Annotated in this window: 19 protein-coding genes and 1 pseudogene; 3 read left to right on the top strand and 17 right to left on the bottom strand. The window is 67.9% G+C overall.

Features of this window, described 5'->3' with window-relative positions; all coding sequences use genetic code 11:
• Positions 1-4: 4 nt before the first annotated feature.
• The 6 genes from ruvX to IE069_RS13770 all read right to left on the bottom strand — a co-directional run bounded on the left by ruvX (position 5) and on the right by IE069_RS13770 (position 6,425).
• Positions 5-505 (bottom strand): Holliday junction resolvase RuvX, encoded by a 501-nt coding sequence (gene ruvX, locus IE069_RS13795; RefSeq protein ID WP_189351146.1) that lies wholly within the window; start codon positions 503-505, stop codon positions 5-7.
• 11 nt (positions 506-516) lie between these two features.
• Positions 517-3,210 carry an alanine--tRNA ligase gene (gene alaS / locus IE069_RS13790; RefSeq protein ID WP_189351145.1) on the bottom strand — a complete coding sequence of 898 codons (2,694 nt, stop codon included), beginning with the start codon at positions 3,208-3,210 and terminating at the stop codon, positions 517-519.
• Positions 3,211-3,244: 34 nt separating this feature from the next.
• Positions 3,245-3,508, bottom strand: a complete 264-nt coding sequence (locus IE069_RS13785; RefSeq protein WP_189351144.1) for a hypothetical protein — start codon at positions 3,506-3,508, stop codon at positions 3,245-3,247.
• 27 nt (positions 3,509-3,535) lie between these two features.
• Complete coding sequence (locus tag IE069_RS13780) at positions 3,536-3,892, bottom strand: DUF948 domain-containing protein (protein ID WP_189351143.1); 357 nt, start codon at positions 3,890-3,892, stop codon at positions 3,536-3,538.
• A gap of 202 nt (positions 3,893-4,094) precedes the next feature.
• The gene (gene rpsD / locus IE069_RS13775; RefSeq protein WP_189351142.1) at positions 4,095-4,721 is read right to left on the bottom strand and encodes a 30S ribosomal protein S4; all 627 of its coding nucleotides are present in this window, start codon (positions 4,719-4,721) and stop codon (positions 4,095-4,097) included.
• A 225-nt stretch (positions 4,722-4,946) separates the two neighbouring features.
• Positions 4,947-6,425: a replication-associated recombination protein A gene (locus IE069_RS13770; RefSeq protein WP_229791166.1), complete on the bottom strand. Its 1,479-nt coding sequence runs from the start codon at positions 6,423-6,425 to the stop codon at positions 4,947-4,949.
• A gap of 96 nt (positions 6,426-6,521) precedes the next feature.
• Here IE069_RS13770 and dtd point away from each other — a divergent pair, with 96 nt between their 5' ends.
• Positions 6,522-6,956, top strand: a complete 435-nt coding sequence (gene dtd, locus IE069_RS13765; protein WP_189351141.1) for a D-aminoacyl-tRNA deacylase — start codon at positions 6,522-6,524, stop codon at positions 6,954-6,956.
• Between the two features lie 61 nt (positions 6,957-7,017).
• Here the strand turns inward: dtd and aspS are convergent, their stop codons facing one another.
• The gene (gene aspS, locus IE069_RS13760) at positions 7,018-8,802 is read right to left on the bottom strand and encodes an aspartate--tRNA ligase (protein ID WP_189351140.1); all 1,785 of its coding nucleotides are present in this window, start codon (positions 8,800-8,802) and stop codon (positions 7,018-7,020) included.
• Positions 8,803-8,889: 87 nt separating this feature from the next.
• The gene (gene hisS, locus IE069_RS13755; protein ID WP_189351139.1) at positions 8,890-10,227 is read right to left on the bottom strand and encodes a histidine--tRNA ligase; all 1,338 of its coding nucleotides are present in this window, start codon (positions 10,225-10,227) and stop codon (positions 8,890-8,892) included.
• A gap of 181 nt (positions 10,228-10,408) precedes the next feature.
• On the opposite strand from hisS, the gene IE069_RS13750 reads away from it, so the two are divergent.
• Both IE069_RS13750 and IE069_RS13745 read left to right on the top strand, forming a co-directional pair.
• Positions 10,409-11,902, top strand: coding sequence for a DUF349 domain-containing protein (locus IE069_RS13750; protein WP_229791165.1), 1,494 nt, complete (start codon positions 10,409-10,411; stop codon positions 11,900-11,902).
• A 112-nt stretch (positions 11,903-12,014) separates the two neighbouring features.
• The gene (locus IE069_RS13745; protein WP_189351137.1) at positions 12,015-12,632 is read left to right on the top strand and encodes a type IV toxin-antitoxin system AbiEi family antitoxin; all 618 of its coding nucleotides are present in this window, start codon (positions 12,015-12,017) and stop codon (positions 12,630-12,632) included.
• A gap of 19 nt (positions 12,633-12,651) precedes the next feature.
• Here the strand turns inward: IE069_RS13745 and IE069_RS13740 are convergent, their stop codons facing one another.
• The 9 genes and pseudogenes from IE069_RS13740 to pdxT form a co-directional block, all read right to left on the bottom strand.
• Complete coding sequence (locus IE069_RS13740; RefSeq protein ID WP_229791164.1) at positions 12,652-14,934, bottom strand: RelA/SpoT family protein; 2,283 nt, start codon at positions 14,932-14,934, stop codon at positions 12,652-12,654.
• Between the two features lie 202 nt (positions 14,935-15,136).
• Positions 15,137-16,126 (bottom strand): protein translocase subunit SecF, encoded by a 990-nt coding sequence (secF, locus tag IE069_RS13735; protein WP_189351136.1) that lies wholly within the window; start codon positions 16,124-16,126, stop codon positions 15,137-15,139.
• A complete protein-coding gene (gene secD, locus IE069_RS13730) occupies positions 16,119-17,858 on the bottom strand; it encodes a protein translocase subunit SecD (protein ID WP_189351135.1) in 1,740 nt (579 codons plus the stop codon). Before secD ends, secF begins: the two co-directional genes overlap by 8 nt.
• A gap of 4 nt (positions 17,859-17,862) precedes the next feature.
• Positions 17,863-18,294 (bottom strand): preprotein translocase subunit YajC, encoded by a 432-nt coding sequence (yajC, locus tag IE069_RS13725; RefSeq protein ID WP_229791163.1) that lies wholly within the window; start codon positions 18,292-18,294, stop codon positions 17,863-17,865.
• Positions 18,295-18,607: 313 nt separating this feature from the next.
• Positions 18,608-19,603: pseudogene (gene ruvB / locus IE069_RS13720) on the bottom strand (Holliday junction branch migration DNA helicase RuvB); the annotation flags it as partial.
• A gap of 3 nt (positions 19,604-19,606) precedes the next feature.
• Positions 19,607-20,230 (bottom strand): Holliday junction branch migration protein RuvA, encoded by a 624-nt coding sequence (gene ruvA / locus IE069_RS13715; RefSeq protein WP_189351133.1) that lies wholly within the window; start codon positions 20,228-20,230, stop codon positions 19,607-19,609.
• A gap of 93 nt (positions 20,231-20,323) precedes the next feature.
• Positions 20,324-20,917 carry a crossover junction endodeoxyribonuclease RuvC gene (gene ruvC / locus IE069_RS13710; protein WP_189351132.1) on the bottom strand — a complete coding sequence of 198 codons (594 nt, stop codon included), beginning with the start codon at positions 20,915-20,917 and terminating at the stop codon, positions 20,324-20,326.
• A 4-nt stretch (positions 20,918-20,921) separates the two neighbouring features.
• Entirely contained in the window at positions 20,922-21,677 is a 756-nt protein-coding gene (locus IE069_RS13705; RefSeq protein WP_189351131.1) for a YebC/PmpR family DNA-binding transcriptional regulator, read from the bottom strand.
• Positions 21,678-21,679: 2 nt separating this feature from the next.
• Positions 21,680-22,354: a pyridoxal 5'-phosphate synthase glutaminase subunit PdxT gene (gene pdxT, locus IE069_RS13700; RefSeq protein ID WP_373287826.1), complete on the bottom strand. Its 675-nt coding sequence runs from the start codon at positions 22,352-22,354 to the stop codon at positions 21,680-21,682.
• Positions 22,355-22,476: the final 122 nt, after the last annotated feature.

Below are 22,476 nucleotides of genomic sequence, written 5' to 3'. Positions count from 1 at the left end.
TCCTTCAATCCTGGTCTGTCTGACGGTCGTTCGGGGTCTCCACGACCGCTCCGACGTCTCGTTGGAGAGATTTTTCCATATCGATCGCCTGCTGAAGGATAGCAACCGCCGCGACCTGGTCCACCACGCGACGGTGATCACGAATGTCGACGCCGGCGGCGTGGAGGTCCTTGTGGGCCGATACGGTCGTGAGCCTCTCGTCGACGAGACGCACCTCGGTGGCGGCCCCCGCGTCCTGCAGCCGACGCTGCAGGACGGTGGCGTACTCGCGGGCCATCGTCGTCGAGGCGGTCTCCCCGCCCTTCATCGAGCGCGGCAGCCCGACGTAGGCGGTCACCGCCTGCAGTTCCTGGATGTAGTTGACCAGGACTCTCAGGTCGGAATCCTTCTTGGTGTCGCGCTTGAGCGTCTTCCAAGGCGACGCCAGGAGCGCGTCGGGGTCGCTGTGGGCGACTCCGACGCGCGCCAATCCGACGTCGACTCCGATGCGTACGCCTCGCGACATCAGTCCGCCGCCTAGGCCAGGTCGCTCAGCGTCGACTCGATGGCGGACAGCGCCTCCGGGCGCTTGGCCGGATCCTGGCCGCCGCCCTGGGCGACATCGTCTTTGCCGCCGCCGCCTCCCCCGAGGATCTGGGCGGCGGTGCGGACGAGCGCGCCGGCTTTCACCCCGGCTGCGCGCGCCGCCTCGTTGGTGGCGACGAGCACGAGCGGGCGGGAATTGGAAACGCCGGTGAGGGCGACGGCGGCCGCGTCGGCCCCGAGCCGTCCGCGCAGGTCGAGCGCGAGCGAACGCAGGTCGTCGGCGGAGGCCACGTCGCCGGCGTCGTGCGCCAAGAGGCGCACCGAGCCGACGTCGCGGGCCTTCGCGACCAGAGCGCCGGCCTGGGCGGCGAGCTGTTCCCTGCGCAGCCGCTCGATCTCCTTCTCGGCCGAGCGGAGTTTGGCGACCGTCGACTGGATGCGCTCCGACAACTCGCTGCTCGGGACGCGGAACATCTCCGACAGGTCGGCGACGAGCGCGCGCTCGGCGGCGCCGTGCCGGAAAGCCTCCATGCCGACCAGGGCCTCGACGCGGCGGTTGCCCGACCCGACGGACTGTTCCCCGAGCAGGGTGAGCGATCCGATCTGGCTGGTCGCGCCGACGTGCGTGCCGCCGCAGAGCTCCCGCGACCAGGCGCCGTCCATCTCGACCATCCGCACGGTGCTGCCGTACTTCTCGCCGAAGAGGCTCATCGCGCCCATGGATTTGGCATCGTCGAGCCCCATGACCCGGGTGACGACCTCGTGGTTGTTGCGGATCTTCAGGTTGGCCAGTTCCTCGACCTCGGCCCGGGCGGCGACGGACATGGCGTCCGCCCAGGTGAAGTCGAAGCGGAGGTAGCCGGCCTTGTTGAACGATCCGGACTGGACGGCGTCCGGTCCGAGGATCTCGTGGAGGGCCGCGTGCACGAGGTGCGTCGCGGAGTGGGCCTGCTCGCCGGAGAGGCGTCGCTGCTCGTCGACCTGCGCCAGGACCGTGGAGGAGGCCGGCAGTTCGCCCTCGCGGACGACGGCCTTGTGCACGTTCAGACCCCTGATCGGCGCCTGCACGTCCAGCACCTCGACCACGAAGCCGTCACCGGTGATCAGGCCGACGTCGCCGGCCTGTCCGCCGGCTTCGGCGTAGAACGGGGTCTCGTCGAGCACCAGCTCGATCTCCTGGCCCTGCTCGGCCATGTCGACCAGGCTTCCGCCGCTGACGATGCCGCGGATGCTCGACTCTCCGGTCAGGGTCTCGTAGCCGGTGAAATTCACGTCGCCGGCGTCGTGCAGCTGCGAGAACACCGTCAGGTCGGCGTGGCCGGCCTTCTTCGCCCGTGCATCCTGCTGGGCACGTTGGCGCTGCTCGAGCATGAGCTCCCGGAACGTTGGCTCGTCGACGGCGAGGCCGGCTTCGCCTGCGATCTCCAGCGTCAGGTCGATCGGGAATCCGTAGGTGTCGTGCAGCTGGAAGGCGACGTCTCCGGAGAGCTTGCCCGTGCCCGTCTTCGCCTCCCCGAGGGCCTCCTCGAGTCGCGTGGTACCGGAGGCGATCGTGCGCAGGAAGGCGCGCTCTTCGGCGTAGGCGACCCGCGAGATGCGGGCGAAGTCGGCCTCGACCTCGGGGTAGACGCCCTTCATGGCGTCCCGGGAGACCGGCAGCAGGTCCGGCAGCACGGCGACCTCTACGCCCATCAGGCGCATCGCGCGCACGGCGCGGCGGATCAGGCGGCGCAGAACGTAGCCGCGGCCCTCGTTGCCCGGTACGACGCCGTCGGAGATCAGCATGAGCGAGCTGCGGATGTGATCGGCGATCATGCGCAGCCGGACATCGTTCGCATGGTTCGGATCCGCCGGGTCCTCCGTGGAGGTGTAGGGCTTGCCGGAGATCTCCGACGCCTTGTCGAGCACCGGGCGCACCTGGTCGGTCTCGTACATGTTCTCGACGCCCTGCAGGAGCATCGCCAGGCGCTCGAGACCGAGTCCGGTATCGATGTTCTTCTTCGGCAGTTCGCCGGCGACGTCGAAGTCGGTCTTGGACCGGACCTCGGAGAGCCGGTACTGCATGAAGACCAGATTCCAGATCTCGATGTAGCGCGTCTCGTCGACGGCGGGGCCGCCTTCGGGGCCGTATGCGGGACCACGGTCGTAGTAGATCTCCGAGCAGGGCCCGCCCGGGCCGGGCTGACCGGTGTTCCAGTAGTTGTCGGCCTTGCCGGTGCCCACGACGCGCTCGCGCGGGACGCCCACGACGTCTTCCCAGATGCGCCGGGCCTCGTCGTCGCGCTCGTCGCCGTCCTCGTAGACGGTGATCCACAAGCGCTCGGGATCGAGCCCGAAGCCGCCGTCGCCCTGCGGCGAGGTCAACAGCTCCCAGGCCCACGGGATGACCTGGTCCTTGAAGTAGTCGCCGAAGGAGAAGTTGCCGGCCATCTGGAAGAAGGTGCCGTGGCGGGCGGTCTGGCCGACCTCTTCGATGTCGGCCGTGCGGATGCACTTCTGGATGCTCACCGCGCGGTCGTAGGGCGCTTCCTGCTGTGCGGTGAAGTAGGGGATGAACGGCACCATGCCGGCCACGGTGAAGAGCAGCGACGGGTCCGGAGACACCAGCGATGCGCTCGGCACGGGGGTGTGTCCGCGTTCTGAAAAGAAATCAACCCAGGTGCGGGCGATGTCCTGCGACTTCATAGTCCTTGTACGGTCCCTTCGGGAGCTCGGTGGGTTAGTTGACGGTCTCGCCGGCAGCGTGGCGTCCACGCGCCGACTCCGGTGCCTGGTCCAGGCCGAGCGAATCGCGCAGCTCGCTCTCCTTCGACTGCATGCCGTCCCGGAACGCTGCCAGGGTGTCGGCGACCTCGTCGGCGAGCCGGCCGACGACGCGGTTCAGGCCGTCGGGGCCGGCGAAGTTCCGCGCTTCGGAGACCTTGCGGTATGCGAGGGCTCCGACGCCGATGCCGACGCCGACCCAGAAAATCTTCTTCAACATAGAATTCATCTGCCTTTCGAACCGGCGCTAGCGGCTGCGCTTGGCGCGGGTCGCGGGCTTGTTGAACGCGGCGCGGACGCCCTCGCTGAAGGCGGCGACCTTGATCAGCGGCTTGCCGACCACCGCGGCGGCCAGCGAGGTGATGGCGGTGACGTTCGCGGACGCGTCGGAGACGTTGCTCGTGATGCCGTCGACCTTGGTGATCTGCTGGTTGGTGGACGCGACCGTCGTCGTGATCTCGTCCAGTGTTCCGCGCGAGTCGCGGATGAAACCGGTGAGCTGATCGAACGATCGTCCAAGCTTGATGATGGGCACCGCGAGGAACCCCACCAGCACCACGAACGCGAGCGCCGCGATCAACCCGGCGACATCGGACCACGTCATGTATAGCTCCTTGAAAGCATCGTGCACGGTGCGCGGACGCAGCACCGCTACCCAACCCTACCTAACGATCGTGCGCCGGTGCGCGACATCCGGCCGCGCGCAGAGGGCGCCGCGGGCCGTTCGCTTAACGCGGAAGAGCCCGCGGCGCAGTGCCGCGGGCTCTCCCGTCTCTTCGTCGGCCGCAGCCAGAACCCTTGCGGGTTTAGCGTGCGTAGTACTCGACGACGAGGTTCTCTTCGCAGGTCACGGGGACCTCGGAGCGCTTCGGGCGACGCACGAGGCTCGCCTGCAGCGACTCCAGCTTGACGTTCAGGTAGCCCGGGACGGTCGGCAGAACGTCGCGGTGGGCACCGGCGGCAGCCAGCTGGAAGGGAACCATGGTCTCCGAGCGCTGGTGCACGGCGATGGTCTGACCCTCCTTCACGCGGAAGGACGGACGGTCGACGCGGGCGCCGTCAACGGTGATGTGGCGGTGAACCACGAGCTGACGGGCCTGAGCGATGGTGCGAGCGAAGCCGGCGCGCAGGACAAGGGAGTCGAGGCGCGACTCGAGCAGCTCGACCAGGTTCTCACCGGTCAGACCGGCGGTGCGACGGGCCTCCTCGAAGACGCGGGTCATCTGCGCCTCGCGGATGCCGTACTGGGCGCGAAGACGCTGCTTCTCGCGCAGACGCACTGCGTAGTCGGAATCCTGCTTCTTGCGGGCGCGTCCGTGCTGGCCGGGGCCATACGGGCGACGCTCCATGTACTTCTCTGCCTTGGGGGTCAGAGCGATGCCGAGGGCACGCGAAATGCGGACCTTGCGGCGGGCACGGGTGTTGTTTGCCACGTGTCTCCTACTTTCGTTCGGCGGCTGCTTTCTGGTCTGGCCTCCATGATGGAGAGTCTCGGGGAGCCGCACCCCGCAAGTCCTGCAGCGCGCACGATCCGAACCCGTCTCCGGGCACGCGTGATCGGCGGCTTGCCAGCCAACGAACAATCCTAGCACGACGCCGCCGCGCGCCCGTCGTGTGCACGCCCGCCGGGCGGCGGCGTCGGTCACCCGTGCCGGAGCCTACTTCGAGCGGCCGCGGACGATCTGGCGGAGCCTCTCGAGCCGCTCCCCGATGCCCCGCTCCGTCCCGTTGCCCGTCGGCTGGTAGTAGTCGCGGCCGACCAGGTCGTCCGGCGCGTACTGCTGGGTGGCGATCGAGTGCGGGGCGTCGTGGGAGTACTGGTACCCCTTGCCGTGCCCGAGCTGCTGGGCGCCCTTGTAGTGGGCGTCGCGAAGGTGCAGCGGAATCCCGCGCCCCTTGCCCGCCCGGACGTCCGCGATCGCCTCGTTGATGCCGTTGTAGGCCGCGTTCGACTTCGGGGCGGTGGCCAGATGGACCACGGCCTGCCCGAGGATGATCCGCCCCTCCGGCATGCCGATCATCTGCACGGCCTGACTGGCGGCGACCGCAGTCTGCAGCGCCGTCGGATCGGCCATGCCGACGTCCTCGGAGGCGCTGATGATGATGCGGCGGGCGATGAAGCGGGGGTCTTCCCCCGCCTCGAGCATCTTCGCCAGGTAGTGCAGGGCCGCGTCGACATCCGAACCGCGGATGGACTTGATGAACGCGCTGATGACGTCGTAGTGCTGGTCCCCGGCCTTGTCGTAGCGCTGCACGGCCACGTCCATGGCCCGTTCGGCGTCCTCCAGCGTGACCCTGACCGTCTCCTCGGCGTCCGCGCCGCCGTCCGCCTTCTCGGCGACCGGGTCCTCGTCGGCGCCGGCCCGCCCCGGGGCCGATCCGAGTGCGGATCCGAGCGCGACGGCGGCCGCCGCCTCCAGCGCCGTCAGGGAGCGCCGGGCGTCCCCGCCGGAGAGCTTGATGAGGTGTTCGAGCGCTTCGTCGGTGAGTTCGACGACGTCGTTCAGTCCCCGCTCCTCGTGGACGGCGCGCTCGAGCAGGTCCCGGACGTCGGCATCGTCGAGCGGTTTCAGGGTCATCAGCAGCGACCGGGAGAGCAGGGGCGAGACCACCGAGAACGACGGGTTCTCGGTCGTGGCCGCGACGAGGACGACCCATCCGTTCTCGACACCCGGCAGCAGGGCGTCCTGCTGCGCCTTGTTGAACCGGTGGATCTCGTCGAGGAACAGGACGGTCGTCATCCCCCGCAGGTCCCGGTCGGAGAGAGCCTGGTCCATGACCCGGCGGACGTCTTTGACGCCGGCGGTGATCGCCGAGAGCTCGACGAACTGGCGCCCGGGACCGCGGGCGATGACGTGCGCCAGGGTGGTCTTCCCGGTGCCCGGAGGCCCCCACAGGATGACGCTCGAGAGCCCCGCCGGGCCCGCCTTGGCGCCCTGGGCCAGCTGGTGCAGCGGCGAACCGGATCCGAGCAGGTGCTTCTGGCCGACGAGCTCTTCGAGGCTGCGGGGGCGCATGCGGACGGCGAGCGGGGGCAGGGGCCGTCCGCCGTCGTCTTCGTGCTGGTCGGCGAACGGGTCGTCCCCGTTCGCGTTGCCGAGATCGTCCGCACCCAGCCCACTGAACAAGTCACTCACCACCCCAGCCTACTCATGTCGCGGCCCCACCTCACGCCGGCGCCGGCGGTAGAGTGCGTGGGGAATCCAACAGCAGGCAATCGGTGGGAGGCGTCGGTGAAGGCCATCGCGCAGCGCGTGAGCGGGGCACGGGTGACCGTGGACGGGCAGACCGTCGGCGAGATCGGAACAGGACTGCTGGTCCTGGCGGGGGTGACCCACGAGGACACCGAAGAGGACGCGCGCAAACTGGCGGCCAAACTGTGGCGGTTGCGCATGCTCGACGACGAGGAGTCGTGCGAGTCGGCGTCCGCTCCCCTGCTCGTGGTCAGCCAGTTCACCCTCTACGGCGACGTCCGCAAAGGGCGGCGGCCGTCCTGGTCCAGGGCGTCCGGACGCGATCACTCCGAACCGATGTACGAAGCGCTCGTCGCCGGACTCCGCGAGCTGGGCGCCCACGTGGAGACGGGGCGTTTCGGGGCGATGATGGACGTGGCCTCGACCAACTCGGGCCCCTTCACCCTCATCGTGGACACCGCCGATCTCCCCTGACACCGGGCACGCGGAAGCCCCCGTCGCGGTGAACACGACGGGGGCTTCCTCCTGCGGGTGACTAGGCCTTCTCTGCGTCGCCCTGCTTCGGCTCGGGCTTGGCGTCGACCCCGGCCTCCTTGCGCTGCTCCGGCGTGATCGGAGCCGGGGCCGCGGTCAGCGGGTCGTAGCCGCCGCCGGTCTTCGGGAAGGCGATGACCTCGCGGATCGAGTCCTCCCCCGCCAGCAGCGAGACGACGCGGTCCCAGCCGAACGCGATGCCGCCGTGCGGCGGGGCGCCGTACTTGAAGCCCTCGAGCAGGAAGCCGAACTTCGTCTGCGCCTCCTCCTCGTCGAGTCCCATGAGGCGGAAGACCCGCTCCTGCACGGCGCGGTCGTGGATACGGATCGAGCCGCCGCCGATCTCGTTGCCGTTGCAGACGATGTCGTAGGCGTAGGACAGGGCGTTGGCCGGGTCCTGGTCGAAGGTGTCCAGGTGCTCCGGCTTGGGCGACGTGAACGCGTGGTGGACCGCTGTCCACTTGCCTTCGCCGACGGCGACGTCGCCCGCGGCGACCGCGTCGGCGGCCGCCTCGAACATCGGCGCGTCGACGACCCATACGAACGCCCAGTCGCCGTCCTCGATCAGGCCGGTGCGGTGGCCGATCTCGATGCGCGCGGCACCGAGCAGGCTGCGGGCGGCGTTCTTCTCGCCGGCGGCGAAGAAGATGCAGTCGCCCGGCTTCGCGCCGGTCGCCTCGGCCAGGTTCTCGCGTTCGAAATCGTTGAGGTTCTTCGCCACCGGGCCGGCGAGCTCGCCGTCCTCCTTGAAGAGGACGTAGGCCAGGCCCTTGTGGCCGCGCTGCTTGGCGAACTCCTGCCAGCCGTCGAGGGTGCGGCGCGGCTGCGAGGCGCCGCCGGGCATGACGACGGCGCCGACGTACGGCGCCTTGAACACGCCGAATCCGGTGTCCTTGAAGAACTCGGTCATCTCGGTCAGCTCGAGGCCGAAGCGCATGTCCGGCTTGTCCGAACCGAACCGGGCCATCGCGTCGGCGTACGTGATGCGCTGGATCGGGGTCGGGATCTCGACGTCGATGAGCTGCCAGAGGGCCTTCACGAGGCGCTCGCCCAGCTCGATGACGTCGTCCTGCTCGACGAAGGAGGCCTCGATGTCCAGCTGCGTGAACTCGGGCTGTCGGTCCGCGCGGAAGTCCTCGTCGCGGTAGCAGCGGGCGATCTGGTAGTACTTCTCGAACCCGCCGACCTGCAGCAGCTGCTTGAACAGCTGGGGCGACTGCGGCAGCGCGTACCAGGAGCCCGGGGCCAGGCGCGCGGGCACCAGGAAGTCGCGGGCGCCCTCCGGCGTGGAGCGCGTCAGCGTGGGCGTCTCGATCTCCGTGTACCCGTCGACGTGCAGAATGTCGCGGGCGATCCGGTTCGCCTCGGAGCGCAGGCGGATGTTGGCGTTGGGGCCCGGGCGGCGCAGGTCCAGGTAGCGGTGGCGCAGGCGCGCCTCCTCGCCGACCTCGACGTGCTCGTCGATCTGGAACGGCAGCGGCGCCGACGTGTTGAGCACGACGACGTCCTCGGCCAGCACCTCGATCTCGCCCGTGCCGAGGGCCGGGTTCTCGTTGCCCTCCGGACGGCGCTCCACGGCCCCGGTCACCTGCAGCACGAACTCGTTGCGCAGCGAGTGGAAGTCCTCCTCGTCGCGGACGACGATCTGGGCGATGCCGGAAGCGTCGCGCAGGTCGATGAAGGCCACGCCTCCGTGGTCGCGACGGCGGCCAACCCAGCCCGCCAGGGTCACGGTCTGGCCAATGTGCTCTGCCCTGAGAGATCCCAGGTCGTGGGTGCGCAGCACTGCGGTCCTTTCTAAAGGGGTGAAGTCAATCCCGCACGAGTTTACCCCTTCTCATCCAAGGGCCGGTCACCGTGCAGGCGGGAGAACCTAAGCCGTTGCCGCGGCGATCCGGGGCGTCAGATCTTCGGCTGCGGGCATCCACGTGGCAGGGTCCGCCACGAGCTGCTCGCCCGAGCGGATGTCCTTGACCTCGTGCGTGCCGTCCTCCTGGGTGAACCAGACGAACGGGATGCCCCGCTTGTCGGCGAACTTGATCTGCTTGCCGAACTTCTCCGCGCTTGCGGCGACCTCGGCACTGATACCCCGGGCGCGCAGCTGCGCAGCGACATCCTGCGCATCCGACCAGGAGTCATTCTGAGCGAGCGTCACATAGACCGCCGTCGGCACGTGGCGTGAGGCCACCGCCGACTCGTCGGCGAGCATGCGGGAGACGAGGCGGGTCACACCGATCGACAGCCCGACGCCGGGGAAGGTGCGGTTCCCCTTGGTCGCCAGCGACTCGTAGCGGCCGCCGGAGCAGATGGAGCCGAGCTTCTCGTTGCCCACCAGGACGGTCTCGTAGACGGTGCCCGTGTAGTAGTCGAGTCCGCGGGCGATGCTGAGATCCGCGACGACGCGGCCGGGCGCTCGGCGGACGGCCATCTCGACAACCTCCCCCAGTTCGGCCAGGCCCTGCTCGAGGAGCTCGTGCTCGACGCCGAGCGCCCGGACCTTCTCGATGAAGGACATGTCCTCGGTGCGGATCTGCGCCAGCGCCAGAGCGGCGTCGGCCTGGTCGCTGCTCGCGCCCACCTCGTCGAGCAGCAGGTCCTTGACCCGGGGGGCACCGATCTTCTCGAGCTTGTCGATGTTGCGCAGTACGCCCGCGGTGTCGCTCAGGCCGAGGCCGAGGTAGAAACCCTCGGCGAGCTTGCGGTTGTTCACGCGCAGCTTGAAGTCGCCGATCGGCAGGGCTTCGAGCGCTTCGGCGATGACGAGCGCCAGCTCGACGTCGTACTTGAACGGCAGGGTGCCGTCGCCGACGACGTCGATGTCCGCCTGGGTGAACTCGCGGAAGCGGCCGTCCTGCGGGCGCTCGCCGCGCCAGACCTTCTGGATCTGGTAGCGGCGGAACGGGAAGGAGAGGTGCCCGGCGTTCTCCACCACGTAACGGGCGAACGGTACCGTCAGGTCGAAGTGGAGTGCCAGAGCATTCGGATCGTCCCCGGTCGACTCCCCTGCCTGCAGGCGGGAGATCCCGTAGACCTCCTTGTCGATGTCGCCCTTGCGCAGCAGCTGACCCACCGTTTCCACGGCACGGGTCTCAACGTTGCTGAAACCGTGCAGCTCGAAGGTCCTCCGCAGGGTGTCCAGAACGTGCAATTCCACCAGACGCTCGTTCGGAAGCCATTCGGGGAAGCCGGACAGGGAGGCCTTGCGTGCCATGGGTGAGATTGCTCCTCATAGGTATTCGACAGACGCGGTCCGCGCGCCAGAGACCGCACCAGTCTAGCGCCACGGGCGGTTGTCGGTTGGGACGATGCGCTCGAATCGGTAGAGTGACGGATGAAACACGAGACCGTTCGGCCCGGCCGGGTTGGACGGAACGAGCGAAAGAGTTCCAGCGGTGACCCACAGTCAAGAATCCGACGACCAGAACACGCCGAACGAGGCGGTTCCGACCCCCGAAGAGGCTCCCAAGCCCGCCACCCCCGGAAAGCCGACGCCGGCTTCCGTGAAGCCGGGTGCGGTCAAGCCGAGCAGCATCCGTCCCGCCGCCCCGAGCGCGGGGCGCCCGGCAGACGCTACGTCCCAGACGACGGAGTCCTCCGCGCACTCCGTGACCCCGCCGCCGTCGTACTCGACGGATCTGGAGGAGGCCCGCCGGTTCGCGCGCGTGGCCGAGGACGGCCACGTCTTCGTCCTCGTGAACGGCGAGGAGCACCCGGTCGGCCAGTACCCGGATGCCAGCGCCGACGAGGCGCTCGCCTACTTCGTCCGCAAGTACGACGACGTCGTCAACCAGCTGCTCCTGCTCGAGCACCGCGTCGCCGCGAAGGCGCCGACGACGGACATGAACAAGACGCTCGACCACCTGGCGGAGACCGTGGCCGCCAAGGGGATGGTCGGGGACCTCCCGGCCGTCGAGGAGCGCATCGAGAAGGCCCGGGCCGACGTCGCCCAGCTGCACGCCGCCGAGAAGAAGGCCCACGACGAGGCGCGGGAGGTCCACCTGGCCGAGCGCGAGCAGATCGTTGCCGAGGCCGAAGAGCTTGCGGGCCGTGACCCGGAGAAGGTCCAGTGGAAGCAGTCCAGCCAGCGCATGAACGAGCTGTTCGACCTGTGGAAGGCGGCGCAGAAGTCCGGTATGCGTCTGGGACGCGGCACCGAGGACTCCCTGTGGAAGCGGTTCCGGAGCGCACGGACCACGTTCGACCGGCACCGTCGCGCGTTCTTCAGCCAGCTGGATGCGGACCACTCGGAGGCCAAGCGCGCCAAGGAGGCTCTCATCGCCCGGGCGGAGGAGCTGTCCACGTCGACCGACTGGGGCCACACCGCGGGCGAGTACCGCAAGCTCATGTCTGAATGGAAGGCGTCGAAGCGGGCGGCCCGCAAGGACGATGACGCCCTGTGGGCGCGCTTCCGTGCCGCACAGGACGTCTTCTTCGCGGCCCGCAACGAGACGAACGCCGCCCTCGACGCCGAATTCGAGGAGAACCTCAAGGTCAAGGAGGCGCTGCTCGAGAAGGCGCGGGCGATCGACCCGGCCAAGGACCTCGCGGCGGCCAAGAAGTCGCTCGATTCGATCCGGGAGCAGTGGGACGCCGCAGGTAAGGTGCCGCGCTCCGCGATGCACCGCATCGAGGCATCCCTGCGCCAGGTCGAGGACGCGGTCAAGGACGCCGAGGACCACGAGTGGCGGCGCTCCAACCCCGAGACGAAGGCGCGCTCGAACAGCATGCTGGAGCAGCTCCAGGATTCGATCGCCCAGTTGGAATCGGAACTCGAAGCGGCCAAGGCGGGCGGCAACCAGCGGACCATCAAGCAGGCTGAGGAGGCGCTGGAGGCTCGTCGCACCTGGCTCCAGACCGTGGAAGCCTCCGCCAGGGAATTGAACTAGCGGACGGGCCCGGCGGGCCTGTCATCCACACCCCGCGGTGAGCAAGGGGCGTTGTCCACAGAATGGGCGACGCCCCTTCTCGTGTCCTCCAGGGCCTGAGAGATTTGCAGGCATGGACAACAGGGGTGGAGCCGGTGGCGGTCGAGAATTCTTCGTCGAGGGGAGCCCGTTCCGGGCCGGGGAGCTCACGGCCATGGAACGCGAGGGCACCCTCGAGCGGGTCCTGCCGGGGCTCTGGGCGCCGGCGCCCTTCGTCGATACGGCGCAGTCGCGGGCCAGAGCCGTGGCGCTTGTCCTCTCCGGCATCGATGCAGTCGCCGTGTGCGGTGAGACGGCTGCCTGGCTGTACGGGGTCGCCGAGAGCCCGCGCGCCATCGACACGGTAGTGAAGCGGTTCCTGCGCAGCCCCCGGAATGCGCCAGGCCCCCCGTTGCGCATCGTCAGTCTGGGCGTGGGGCCTTCCGATGTGCTGACGATGAGCGGTGTCCCGCTGACGACACCCTTGCGGACGGCTTTCGACGCGGCCGTCCACTTCGGAGACGACAGGGATGCGGTCCGCGTCGTGCGCCGGTTCCTGCGGTCCGGGCACCTTGCCGTGGATGTCGAGAGCCTCGTGGCAAAGATCAACGAGGTCAAGCGCCGGCCCGGCAAACTCCGTGCCCTGGCCCGCGTCGACGATGCGGCCAGGGGGCTGCCGCACCAGCCCGTGGTTCTGGACCGTGCGGGCTGAGGCTCCGCGCCACAGACCCCTACCGGCGGATGCCGCTGGCCGTGGTGCGGTAGACGTCGTAGACCCCGTCGATGCGGCGTACCGCGTTGAGGACGTGGCTGAGGTACTTCGGGTCGCCCATCTCGAAGGAGAAGCGGCTCATCGCGACCCGGTCGCGACTGGTGTTGACGCTCGCGGAGAGGATGTTGACGTGGTTCTCGGACAGGATCCGCGTCACGTCGGAGAGCAGCGACTTGCGGTCCAGCGCCTCCACCTGGATCTCTACGAGGAAGACGCTGGTCTTGGTGGGTGCCCATTCGACCTCGACGATGCGCTCGCCCTCGGCTGAGAGCGCCTGGAAGTTCGTGCAGTCCTTGCGGTGCACGGAGACGCCGGCGCCCCGGGTCACGAATCCCGAGATCTCGTCCGGCGGGACGGGGGTGCAGCACCGCGCGAGCTTGGCCATGACGTCCCCGGCGCCCTTGACGATGACACCGGAGTCGCTGGTCGACGACCGTGGTTTGGCGTTCGCGGCGATCGAGGCCGCGTCGAATTCGGATTCGTCCTCGTGGGCCTCCACGGTCATCGCCTGCAAGTGCTCGATGACGTTCTGCGCCGACGTGTGGCCGTCCCCGACGGCCGCGTAGAGGGCCGCGATGTCGTGGTGGCGCATTTCGTGGGCCACGGCGGAGAGCGTATCGTGCGTCATCAGCTTCTGCAGCGGCAGGTTGTTCTTGCGCAGCTCCCGCGTCAGGAGCTCCTTGCCCTTGTCGATCGCCTCTTCGCGGCGTTCCTTGCTGAACCACTGGCGGATCTTGCTGCGGGCCCGGGCGCTCTTGACGAATCCCTGCCAGTCCTGGCTCGGGCCGGCTCCCTCGGCTTTGGATGTGAAGATCTCGACCCAGTCGCCGTGGTGGAGTTCGCTGGTCAGTGGCACGAGCTTGCCGTTGACGCGCGCGCCGATCGTGCGGTGGCCGACTTCAGTGTGGACAGAGTAGGCGAAGTCGACCGGCGTCGAACCCGCGGGAAGCGCCATGACCTCGCCCTTGGGCGTGAAGACGAAGACTTCCGCCGCATTGATCTCGAATCGCAGGCTGTCGAGGAACTCGCCCGGATCGCGCGTCTCCTGCTGCCAGTCCATCAGGCTCTTGAGCCAGCCCATGTCCTCGCCATCGCCCGGAGCTTCGGCCGGCGCGGCGCCCTGCTTGTACTTCCAGTGGGCGGCCACACCGTACTCGGCGCGGCGGTGCATGTCGTGGGTTCGGATCTGGATCTCCACCGGCTTGCCCCCGGGGCCGATCACCGTCGTGTGCAACGACTGGTACATGTTGAACTTCGGCATCGCGATGTAGTCCTTGAACCGGCCCGGGAGCGGGTTCCAGCGAGCATGCAGGGTGCCCAGAGCCGCGTAGCAGTCGCGGACGGAATCGACGAGCACGCGGACACCCATCAGGTCGTGGATGTCGTTGAACTCTTTGCCGCGGACGACCATCTTCTGATAGATCGAGTAGTAGTGCTTCGGGCGGCCGGTGACGGTCGCCTTGATCTTGGCCTGGTGGAGATCGTCGCCGATGCGCGTGCGGACCGTCGACAGGTACTTCTCGCGTTCGGGCGTGCGGTCTCCCACGAGACGGACGATCTCTTCGTAGACCTTCGGGTGCAGCGCTGCGAAGGACAGGTCCTCGAGCTCCCACTTGATGGTGTTCATGCCGAGCCGGTGCGCGAGCGGAGCGAAGATCTCGAGGGTCTCGCGCGCTTTCCGGGCACTCGATTTCGGCGAGACGTAGCGCCACGTTCGCGCATTGTGGAGCCTGTCGGCCAATTTGATCAGGAGGACCCGGATGTCCCGGGCCATCGCGATGACCATCTTCCTGACGGTTTCGGCCTGTGCCGCGTCGCCGAACTTCACCTTGTCCAGCTTGGTGACGCCGTCGACGAGCATGGCGACTTCCGGACCGAACTCCCGCGTGAGCTGATCGAGCGAGTAGTCCGTGTCCTCGACCGTGTCGTGGAGCAGGGCGGCAGCGAGCGTGGTGCCGGTCATGCCCATCTCCGCCAGGATGGTGGCCACGGCGACGGGGTGGGTGATGTACGGGTCGCCGCTCTTGCGCTTCTGCCCCTCGTGCTGGCGCTCGGCAACGGTGAATGCGCGGGTGATCAGGTCCAGATCTTCGCGCGGACTGTTGGCCCGCACGGTCCGCAGCAGCGGTTCAAGGATCGGAGGTTGTCCCGAGGGAGTCCGGCCCGCGAGGCGGGCGAGGCGCGACAGGGGACGCCCTCGACGCCCCTGTCCGGCAGAAGCACCTGCACGTTGCTCAGCCACGAGCGACTCCTTTCCGTCCGCTGCCCACCCGTCGATGCAAGTCACATCGGAGGCAGTACACCAAGATTACTGCACCGTACCCGTCGTCCCGTTTCGGAACCAAGAATGGGCCTCAACATACTTGTCGCTTAAACAGACGTGCGGCCTCCCCCGGAATCGGGGAAGGCCGCACCGCTGTCGAAGCAAACGGGGTCGCGCAGTCCTAGCTGGCCGGGACCGACTGCCGCCGTTCGACGATGTCCGCGTCGTGTTCGACCACGTCCGGATCCTTCAGCCGGAACTGCGCGAAGAGCGGCGCCTGGACGAACAACGTCGCCAACGTGCCGACGATGACTCCGACGAACAACGCCAGGGCGAGGTCGCGCAGCGTGCCGGCGCCGAGCAGCAGGGCGCCGATGAACAGGATCGATCCGATCGGCAGAATGGCGACGACCGAGGTGTTGATGGACCGCACCAGGGTCTGGTTGATGGCCAGGTTGATCAGTTCGCCGAAGGTGCGGCGGTGCTGCTCGAGATAGTTCTCCGTGTTCTCGCGAATCTTGTCGAACACGACCACGGTGTCGTACAGCGCGTAGCTGAGGATCGTGAGGAATCCGATGATGGCGCTCGGTGTGACTTCGAACCCGGTTGCCGCGTAGATACCAGCCGTCACGACGACAACGGTGGCGAGACCGACGATCGCGGCGAGCGACATCTTCCACGTCCTGAAGTAGAACGCCATGAGGACCGCGACGAGGACGATGAAGACCACGAGGCCGATCAGTGCCTGCCGGGAGACGTCCTGTCCCCACGTCGGGCCGATGAACGTGCTGGTCACCTGCTCGCCGGTGACGCCGTAGCCCTCCGCCAGGGCATCAGCCACGGCCAGGGTCTCGTCGTCGGTCATCCGGTCCGTCTGTACGCGGACCGTGTCGGAGGTGATCGTGGTGACGCGGAGGCCTTCGGCCTCCACGACGTCGTTCACGGCGCTCTCCCCGATGGCGATGTCGGTGTTCTGAACGTCGGAGATCGTGAATTCGGAGCCACCGCGGAATTCGATGCCGAGGTTGAAGCCGCCCTTGGCGACCGGGACGAGCACCGAGGCGGCGAGGAGCACCGCTGCGACGATGAACCAGAGCTTGCGCTTCTCGATGAAGGGGTAGGAACGTTTACCCGTGTAGAGCTCGTTGCCCCACAACGCGACCTTACGCATTGTCGTCCTCCTTCGTGGCAACGCCGGACTTGTCGTTATCGGTTTCGGCTTCCTTCAGCTCCTCGGCGCGTCGCCTCTCGGCGATCGTCAGCCGACGTCCGGCCTCGCCGGAGGAGACCGAGTTCTTCTTGCCCCGGGCCGCCGGAGCGGTGGGGCTGAACTGGCGGACCTTGCCGGCACCCTTGTAGAGCGGCTCCACGCCCAGTAGCGAGGGGTCCAGACCGGACAGCCGGTGTCCGGAGGCGAAGAAGCGCGTCCGCGCCAGCAGCTGCAGCAGCGGGTGCGTGAACAGGAAGACCACGATGAGGTCCGCGATGGCCGTCAGGCCCAAGGTGAACGCGAACCCGCGGACATTGCCGACGGCCATGATGTAGAGCACGATCGAGGCCAGCAGGTTGACCGCCTTCGAAGCGATGATGGTGCGTCGGGCGCGCATCCAACCGGTCTCGACCGCGGTCGTGAGGTTGCGGCCGTCGCGGAGCTCGTCGCGGATGCGTTCGAAGTAGACGATGAACGAGTCCGCGGTCAGGCCGATCGCCACGATGATGCCCGCGATACCGGCCAGGGACAGCCGGTAGTTCGCGGACCAGCCGAGCAGGACGAGGGCAAGATAGGTGAGGATTCCCGCCACCACCAGGGACGCCAGCGTCAGGAAGCCGAGGGTCCGGTACTGGAAGAGTGAGTACACCGCAACGAGCGCGAGGCCGATGATGCCCGCGATGAGACCCATCTGGAGCTGGTTCGCACCGAGCGTTGCCGAGATCTGCTGCTCGCTCTGGATGTCGAAGCTGATCGGCAGGGCGCCGTACTTCAGCTGTTCGGCGAGCTGCTGGGCGCTCAACTCGGTGAAATTGCCGGTGATCTCGGCGTTGCCGTCCGCGATCGGGACGTTGGCGGTCGGTGCCGAGACGATCTGGCCGTCGAGGACGATCGCGAACTGGTTCTGCGCGCCCTGCATGGTGACCAGGCGCGAGGTGACCTCGCTGAACTCTTCGGAGCCGACCGAGTCGAAGGACAGCTGGACCGCCCAGCCCCCGGTCTGGAACCCCTGCGAGTTGCGGGCGGGCCCGTGCGTTGCGTCGGAGATGTGATCGCCGTCGACTTCGACGGGGCCGAGGATGTACTTCACCATCGTGGACGGATCGCAGGCGATCGCCGGCGCATCGGGGTCGGACGATTCGATGCTGCGTTCCTCGAGGGCGGCCTCGCAGTCGTACGCCTCGAATTCGCGGTAGAGATCTGCCGTGATCCAGTTCGTGTCGGACGCGTTCTCGGGTTCGGCCGTCGGCTCCGGCAGTTCGTCGTCGGAGAGCCGCTGGTCCTCCGGGGTGGCGCCGAAGGAACCCGCCATGATGACCGGCCGGAACTCCATGTTGGCGGAGGCCTGGATCAGCTCGCGGGTCTTGGAGTCGGGGGTGCCCGGCATCGAGACGACCACGTTGCTGCCGGACTGCGTCGAGATCTCGGCCTCTGCAACTCCGGAGCCGTCGACGCGCTGACGGATGATCTCCACGGCCTGCTGGAGCTGTTCCTGGCTGATGGATTCCCCGCCGTCGACGCGCGGAGCGAGGATCATCTGCGTACCGCCCTCGAGGTCGAGCGCTAGCTTGGGGCCGGCTCCGGTCTGGCCGGTCGCTACGCCCGATACAAGAACACCGAGAAGACCGACGACGAGAATGCACAGCCAGATGAGGGCACGTCTGGCGTGCCGAAGTGGTCCTGACGTCGTCATGCGGCTAGTTCTTGCCTTCGTCGTTCAGTCGACGAGTGGTCTCCTCCGGCGTCTCCTCCGCAACCGGAGCAGCGTCGGCCGCAGCGGGCTCGTCGATCGGTTCGGCCGGAGCATCATTGGAGTCGACGACGCGCGCGACGGAACCGGAGTGGATGGTCACGTTGGTCCCGGGGGCGATTTCCAACACGATCTGGTTGTCTTCGGGCTTCTGGGTCACGACCGTGCCGAACAGGCCGAAGTTGGTCATGATGCGGGCGCCGTCCTGCATCTTGGACTGCAGCTCCGCCTGGGCCTTCTTCTGCTTCTGGCGGCCGCGGAACATCATGAAGATGAGGAGGGCGAAGGCGGCGAGGAGGATGAGGTTCATCGGATTGAAGGCGCCGGCTTCCGAAGCGGTGTTGGAGCCTTCGGCGACGGCCGTTGAGATCGAAGTCAAGAGTATGTACCTGTTCTGCGGTTGATTCGTTGCACCGGGCTACAGTCCAGCCCGGCAGTTTGGTGTCCATCCGGATTCGCGGGATCGTGGAACCGCCGGAAAAGATCGGTCGCGGCGGCCGGATGCCATTCTAACCCCCGGTGCTGTGACGCCGGCGACAGCCGAGACCCGCGCATCGGGCCAACCTAGCAGAAGTCGGCTCCCCGCGGGGGTCTCTTCGCTGTCCGTGGAATGCACCCGTCTAGCCGTCTTCTCCCCCTCCCCCGAACGACGGCGGGGCCTGGCGGGTTCCCGGCTGGATGGGACTGGTCTCCGGCGGCGTCAGCCCGAGGTGGGCCCAGGCTTCGGGCATGGCGATGCGACCGCGCGGCGTACGGCCCAGGAGGCCCTCGCGAACGAGGAAGGGCTCGGCCACGGTCTCTACGGTCTCCGTTTCCTCGCCGACGGCGATCGCAAGGGTTGAGAGCCCTACCGGTCCCCCGCCGAATTTGGTGCAGAGGGCTTGGAGTACCGCTCGATCGAGGCGGTCCAGGCCGCGGGTGTCGACTTCGTACATGTCGAGCGCCCGGGATGCGAGCTGCGCGTCGATCTGCTCCTTCTGGTGGACCAGGGCCCAGTCTCTAACTCGGCGGAGCAGGCGGTTGGCGATTCGCGGGGTTCCGCGGGAGCGTGAGGCGACTTCCGTGAAGCCGGCCGAATTGACTTTGAGGTCCATGAGCATGGCGGAGCGCCGCAGAACCAGTTCGAGCTCGGAGATCGAATAGAACTCCAGATGCCCGGTGAACCCGAAACGGTCGCGGAGAGGCCCCGGAAGGAGGCCGGCCCTGGTGGTTGCACCGACCAGGGTGAAGGGCGGCAGTTCGAGCGGAATGGCGGTCGCGCCGGCCCCCTTGCCGACGACGATGTCGACGCGGAAGTCCTCCATGGCCATGTACAGCATTTCCTCCGCCGGCCGGCTCATCCGGTGGATCTCGTCGAGGAACAGGACCTCGCCCTCGGACAGTGACGAGAGGATGGCTGCGAGATCACCGGCGTGTTGGATTGCCGGTCCCGAACTGATCCGCAACGGGGCGTTCATCTCCGCGGCCACGATCATCGCGAGAGTGGTCTTGCCGAGCCCCGGCGGGCCGGAGAGCAGGACGTGGTCGGATGTCCGCTCGCGGATCCGGGCGGCTTCCAGAACGAGCGAGAGCTGTTCGCGGACACGCTGCTGGCCGACGAAATCATGCAGGTTCTTCGGCCGGAGTGCGGCTTCCAGGACTCGCTCCTCCGGTTCGCTCGTGCTGGCGACCAGCGGGTTCTCACTCACCGGCTACCTCCCGCCGCGGCTGCGGTCGCGCCCGATATCTGCGAGGACGGCGCGCAGGATCTGCGGCATGTCGCCTTGGCGCACGAGCTCCGGTTCGTCGTCGGCGAAGGCATCGATCGCTTTGGTCGCGTCCTTTTCTTTCCAACCCAGGCCCGTCAAGGCATCGAGAACGGCGGCTCGCCAGGCGTCGTCGGACGCGTCCGGGGCGGCTGCCTCGTCCCGACCCGTCGGCGCCAACTTCCCGGCCAGCTCGAGCGCCATGCGCTGAGCGACCTTGGGCCCGACGCCTGGAACACGCGTCAGGGCCTTCGTGTCGGCGGAGGTCACGGCAACGCGCACTTCCTCCGGTGACAGCACGGCCAGGACGGCGAGGGCGAGCCGGGGGCCGATTCCGGATACCGACTGGAGGATCTCGAACACCTCGCGCGCGCTGGTGTCCGCGAACCCGAAGAGCGTCATCGAGTCCTCGCGAACCACCATGGTGGTCTGGACCTCGGCGGACTCGCCGACCCGCAGCTGTCCCAGCGTCTGCGGCGTCGCCTGCACCAGCATCCCGAAGCCGCCCACGTTGATCACAGCAGAGTTCAGGCCGACGGCCTGGACGTCACCGCTAAGAGAACTAATCATTCACTGCCTCACCTCTGGCATCCGAACATATTTACGAATAGCCTATCGTCCGAGAGCCGCAGAATGCGCCTTCGGCGTGCCGGAACAGGCGGTCTACCGTCTGGGGCCGGTTTTGCGGGCGGCCGTTTCCGCCTGAGCCCAGGCCCGTTGGGCCGGGGTCAGACCGCTCGAGCCCCCGGCCTTGGTGCCGGAGGCCTGCGAGCCGGGGGCCGCGCCCCGCCAGCCGTGCGTGATCGCCAACGCCGCGGCGTCCGCGGCGTCCGCCGGTTTCGGCGGCGCCTCCAGCCGCAGAATCTTGGCGACCATCCGTCCGACTGCGGCCTTGTCTGCCCGGCCGCTCCCGGTGACAGCCGCCTTCACCTCGGTGGGCGTGTGGAGAGCGACGGGGATGCCCCTCGCGGCAGCCGCCGCGATCACGATGCCGGAGGCCTGCGCAGTACCCATCACCGTGCTGACGTTGGTGTGGCTGAACACCCGCTCGACGGCGAGTGCATCGGGGCGATGCTGGTCCAGCCACGCGTCGATTCCCCGCGAAATCGCCAGCAGTCGCTCGTCGAGGGAGGTATCGGAGCTCGTCCCGACGACAGTCACGTCCACCAGCGTGGCCCGGCGCGTGTTCTCGACGTCGACGACGGCGAGACCGCAACGGGTCAGGCCGGGGTCGACGCCGACGACGCGCAGGGCCATCCGGCTAGTCCTGCTCGAGTTCGGCCATGACCTCGGCGGTGATGTCGACGTTCGAGTAGACGTTCTGCACGTCGTCGAGCTCCTCGAGGGCATCAGCCAGTTTCAGGAACTTGCGCGCGGCGTCCGCCTCGAGCTCCACCTTCATCGACGGCACGAACTCGATCTCGTCGTTCTCGTACTCGATGCCGGCTTCCTCGAGGGCGGAGACGACGGCCCGCAGATCGGTGGGCTCGGAGACGATCTCGAAGCTGCCGCCGGCCTCCTGGACCTCGTCGGCGCCGGCGTCGAGGACCGCGACGAGGAGATCGTCCTCTGTCAGTCCGTTCTTGGGCAGGGAGACGACGCCCTTGCGTGCGAAGAGGTAGCTCACCGAACCGGGATCGGCGACGGTGCCGCCGCTGCGGGTGATCGCCAGCCGGGTCTCCGAGGCGGCGCGGTTCTTGTTGTCGGTGAGGCACTCGACCAGGAGCGCCGAACCCTGCGGGCCACGCGCCTCGTAGATGATCTCGGCGTACTCGACCGCCTCACCCGTCAGGCCCGCGCCGCGCTTGATGGCGCGGTCGATGTTGTCGTTGGGCACCGAGTTCTTCTTGGCCTTCTGGACGGCCAGCTCGAGGGCCGGGTTCCCGTCCATGTCGGCCCCGCCGGCGCGTGCGGCAACCTCGATGTTCTTGGTCAGCTTGGCGAATGCCTTGGCGCGCTTGGCATCGATAGCCGCCTTCTTGTGCTTCGTTGTTGCCCATTTAGAGTGGCCTGACATACCTAAGCTTCTCCTCTGATCATGTCGATGAATAGTCGGTGGATCCTGCGCTCGCCTGTGACCTCCGGATGGAAGCTGGTGGCGAGCAGGTTCCCCGAACGCACTGCAACGATTCTAGCGACACCGGCGTCCGAACCGGGTCCTTCGTGGTGCGGCTCGGGAACGGAGGCCAGGATCTCGACGCCCTCGCCGATGCTCTCCACCCAGGGAGCCCGGATGAAGACCGCACGCACGGCATCCGCGTCGCCCGCCGAGGACTGGCCCGAGATGCGGGACAGGACCGGCATCGGAACCTCGGTCTCGAAGGAGTCGACCTGGCGTCCGAACGCATTCCGGCGCACGGTCATGTCGATGCCGCCGAAAGTCTGCTGCGGCTGTCCGAGCCCGTCGCGGGCCGGATCGGCCACCCGGTCGGCCAGCAGGATCATGCCGGCGCAGGAGCCGTACACCGGGAACCCCTGCGCGATCTTCGCGCGCAGAGGATCCATCATCCCGAAGGCCCGCGCCAGCTTGTCGATGGCAGTGGACTCGCCACCGGGGATCACCAGGCCGTCCACGTCGTCCAGTTCGCTCGGGCGACGAACTTTGACGACGTCGGCGCCGCCGTCGTGCAGTGCCAGCTCGTGTTCGCGGACGTCACCCTGCAGTGCGAGGACGCCGATGCGCGGATTGGGCATGCGGCTCCGCCGCGCGGCGGGGGCTTCTGTTGCCACCCTGGTCATCTCGGTCATGTTCTCACTTGTCGCTTTCTCGCCACCTGACAGCCCGCCCTACAATACGGCGTGCACTCTCCGGCTGC

This window comes from Zhihengliuella salsuginis (assembly GCF_014651715.1).
Classification (GTDB): domain Bacteria; phylum Actinomycetota; class Actinomycetes; order Actinomycetales; family Micrococcaceae; genus Zhihengliuella; species Zhihengliuella salsuginis.
Note: the sequence above shows the minus strand (reverse complement) of the source record. Positions and strands in the feature narration are given on the sequence as shown.

Excerpts from the sequence above, each read along its gene's own strand:
- IE069_RS13705 (WP_189351131.1), bottom strand. The coding sequence starts at position 21,677 with ATGTCAGGCCACTCTAAATGGGCAACAACGAAGCACAAGAAGGCGGCT.
- ruvA (WP_189351133.1), bottom strand. The coding sequence starts at position 20,230 with ATGATTAGTTCTCTTAGCGGTGACGTCCAGGCCGTCGGCCTGAACTCT.
- ruvX (WP_189351146.1), bottom strand. The coding sequence starts at position 505 with ATGTCGCGAGGCGTACGCATCGGAGTCGACGTCGGATTGGCGCGCGTC.
- IE069_RS13785 (WP_189351144.1), bottom strand. The coding sequence starts at position 3,508 with ATGTTGAAGAAGATTTTCTGGGTCGGCGTCGGCATCGGCGTCGGAGCC.
- alaS (WP_189351145.1), bottom strand. The coding sequence starts at position 3,210 with ATGAAGTCGCAGGACATCGCCCGCACCTGGGTTGATTTCTTTTCAGAA.
- pdxT (WP_373287826.1), bottom strand. The coding sequence starts at position 22,354 with ATGCCCAATCCGCGCATCGGCGTCCTCGCACTGCAGGGTGACGTCCGC.
- IE069_RS13780 (WP_189351143.1), bottom strand. The coding sequence starts at position 3,892 with ATGACGTGGTCCGATGTCGCCGGGTTGATCGCGGCGCTCGCGTTCGTG.
- ruvC (WP_189351132.1), bottom strand. The coding sequence starts at position 20,917 with ATGGCCCTGCGCGTCGTCGGCGTCGACCCCGGCCTGACCCGTTGCGGT.
- IE069_RS13745 (WP_189351137.1), top strand. The coding sequence starts at position 12,015 with ATGGACAACAGGGGTGGAGCCGGTGGCGGTCGAGAATTCTTCGTCGAG.
- secD (WP_189351135.1), bottom strand. The coding sequence starts at position 17,858 with ATGACGACGTCAGGACCACTTCGGCACGCCAGACGTGCCCTCATCTGG.
- hisS (WP_189351139.1), bottom strand. The coding sequence starts at position 10,227 with ATGGCACGCAAGGCCTCCCTGTCCGGCTTCCCCGAATGGCTTCCGAAC.
- secF (WP_189351136.1), bottom strand. The coding sequence starts at position 16,126 with ATGCGTAAGGTCGCGTTGTGGGGCAACGAGCTCTACACGGGTAAACGT.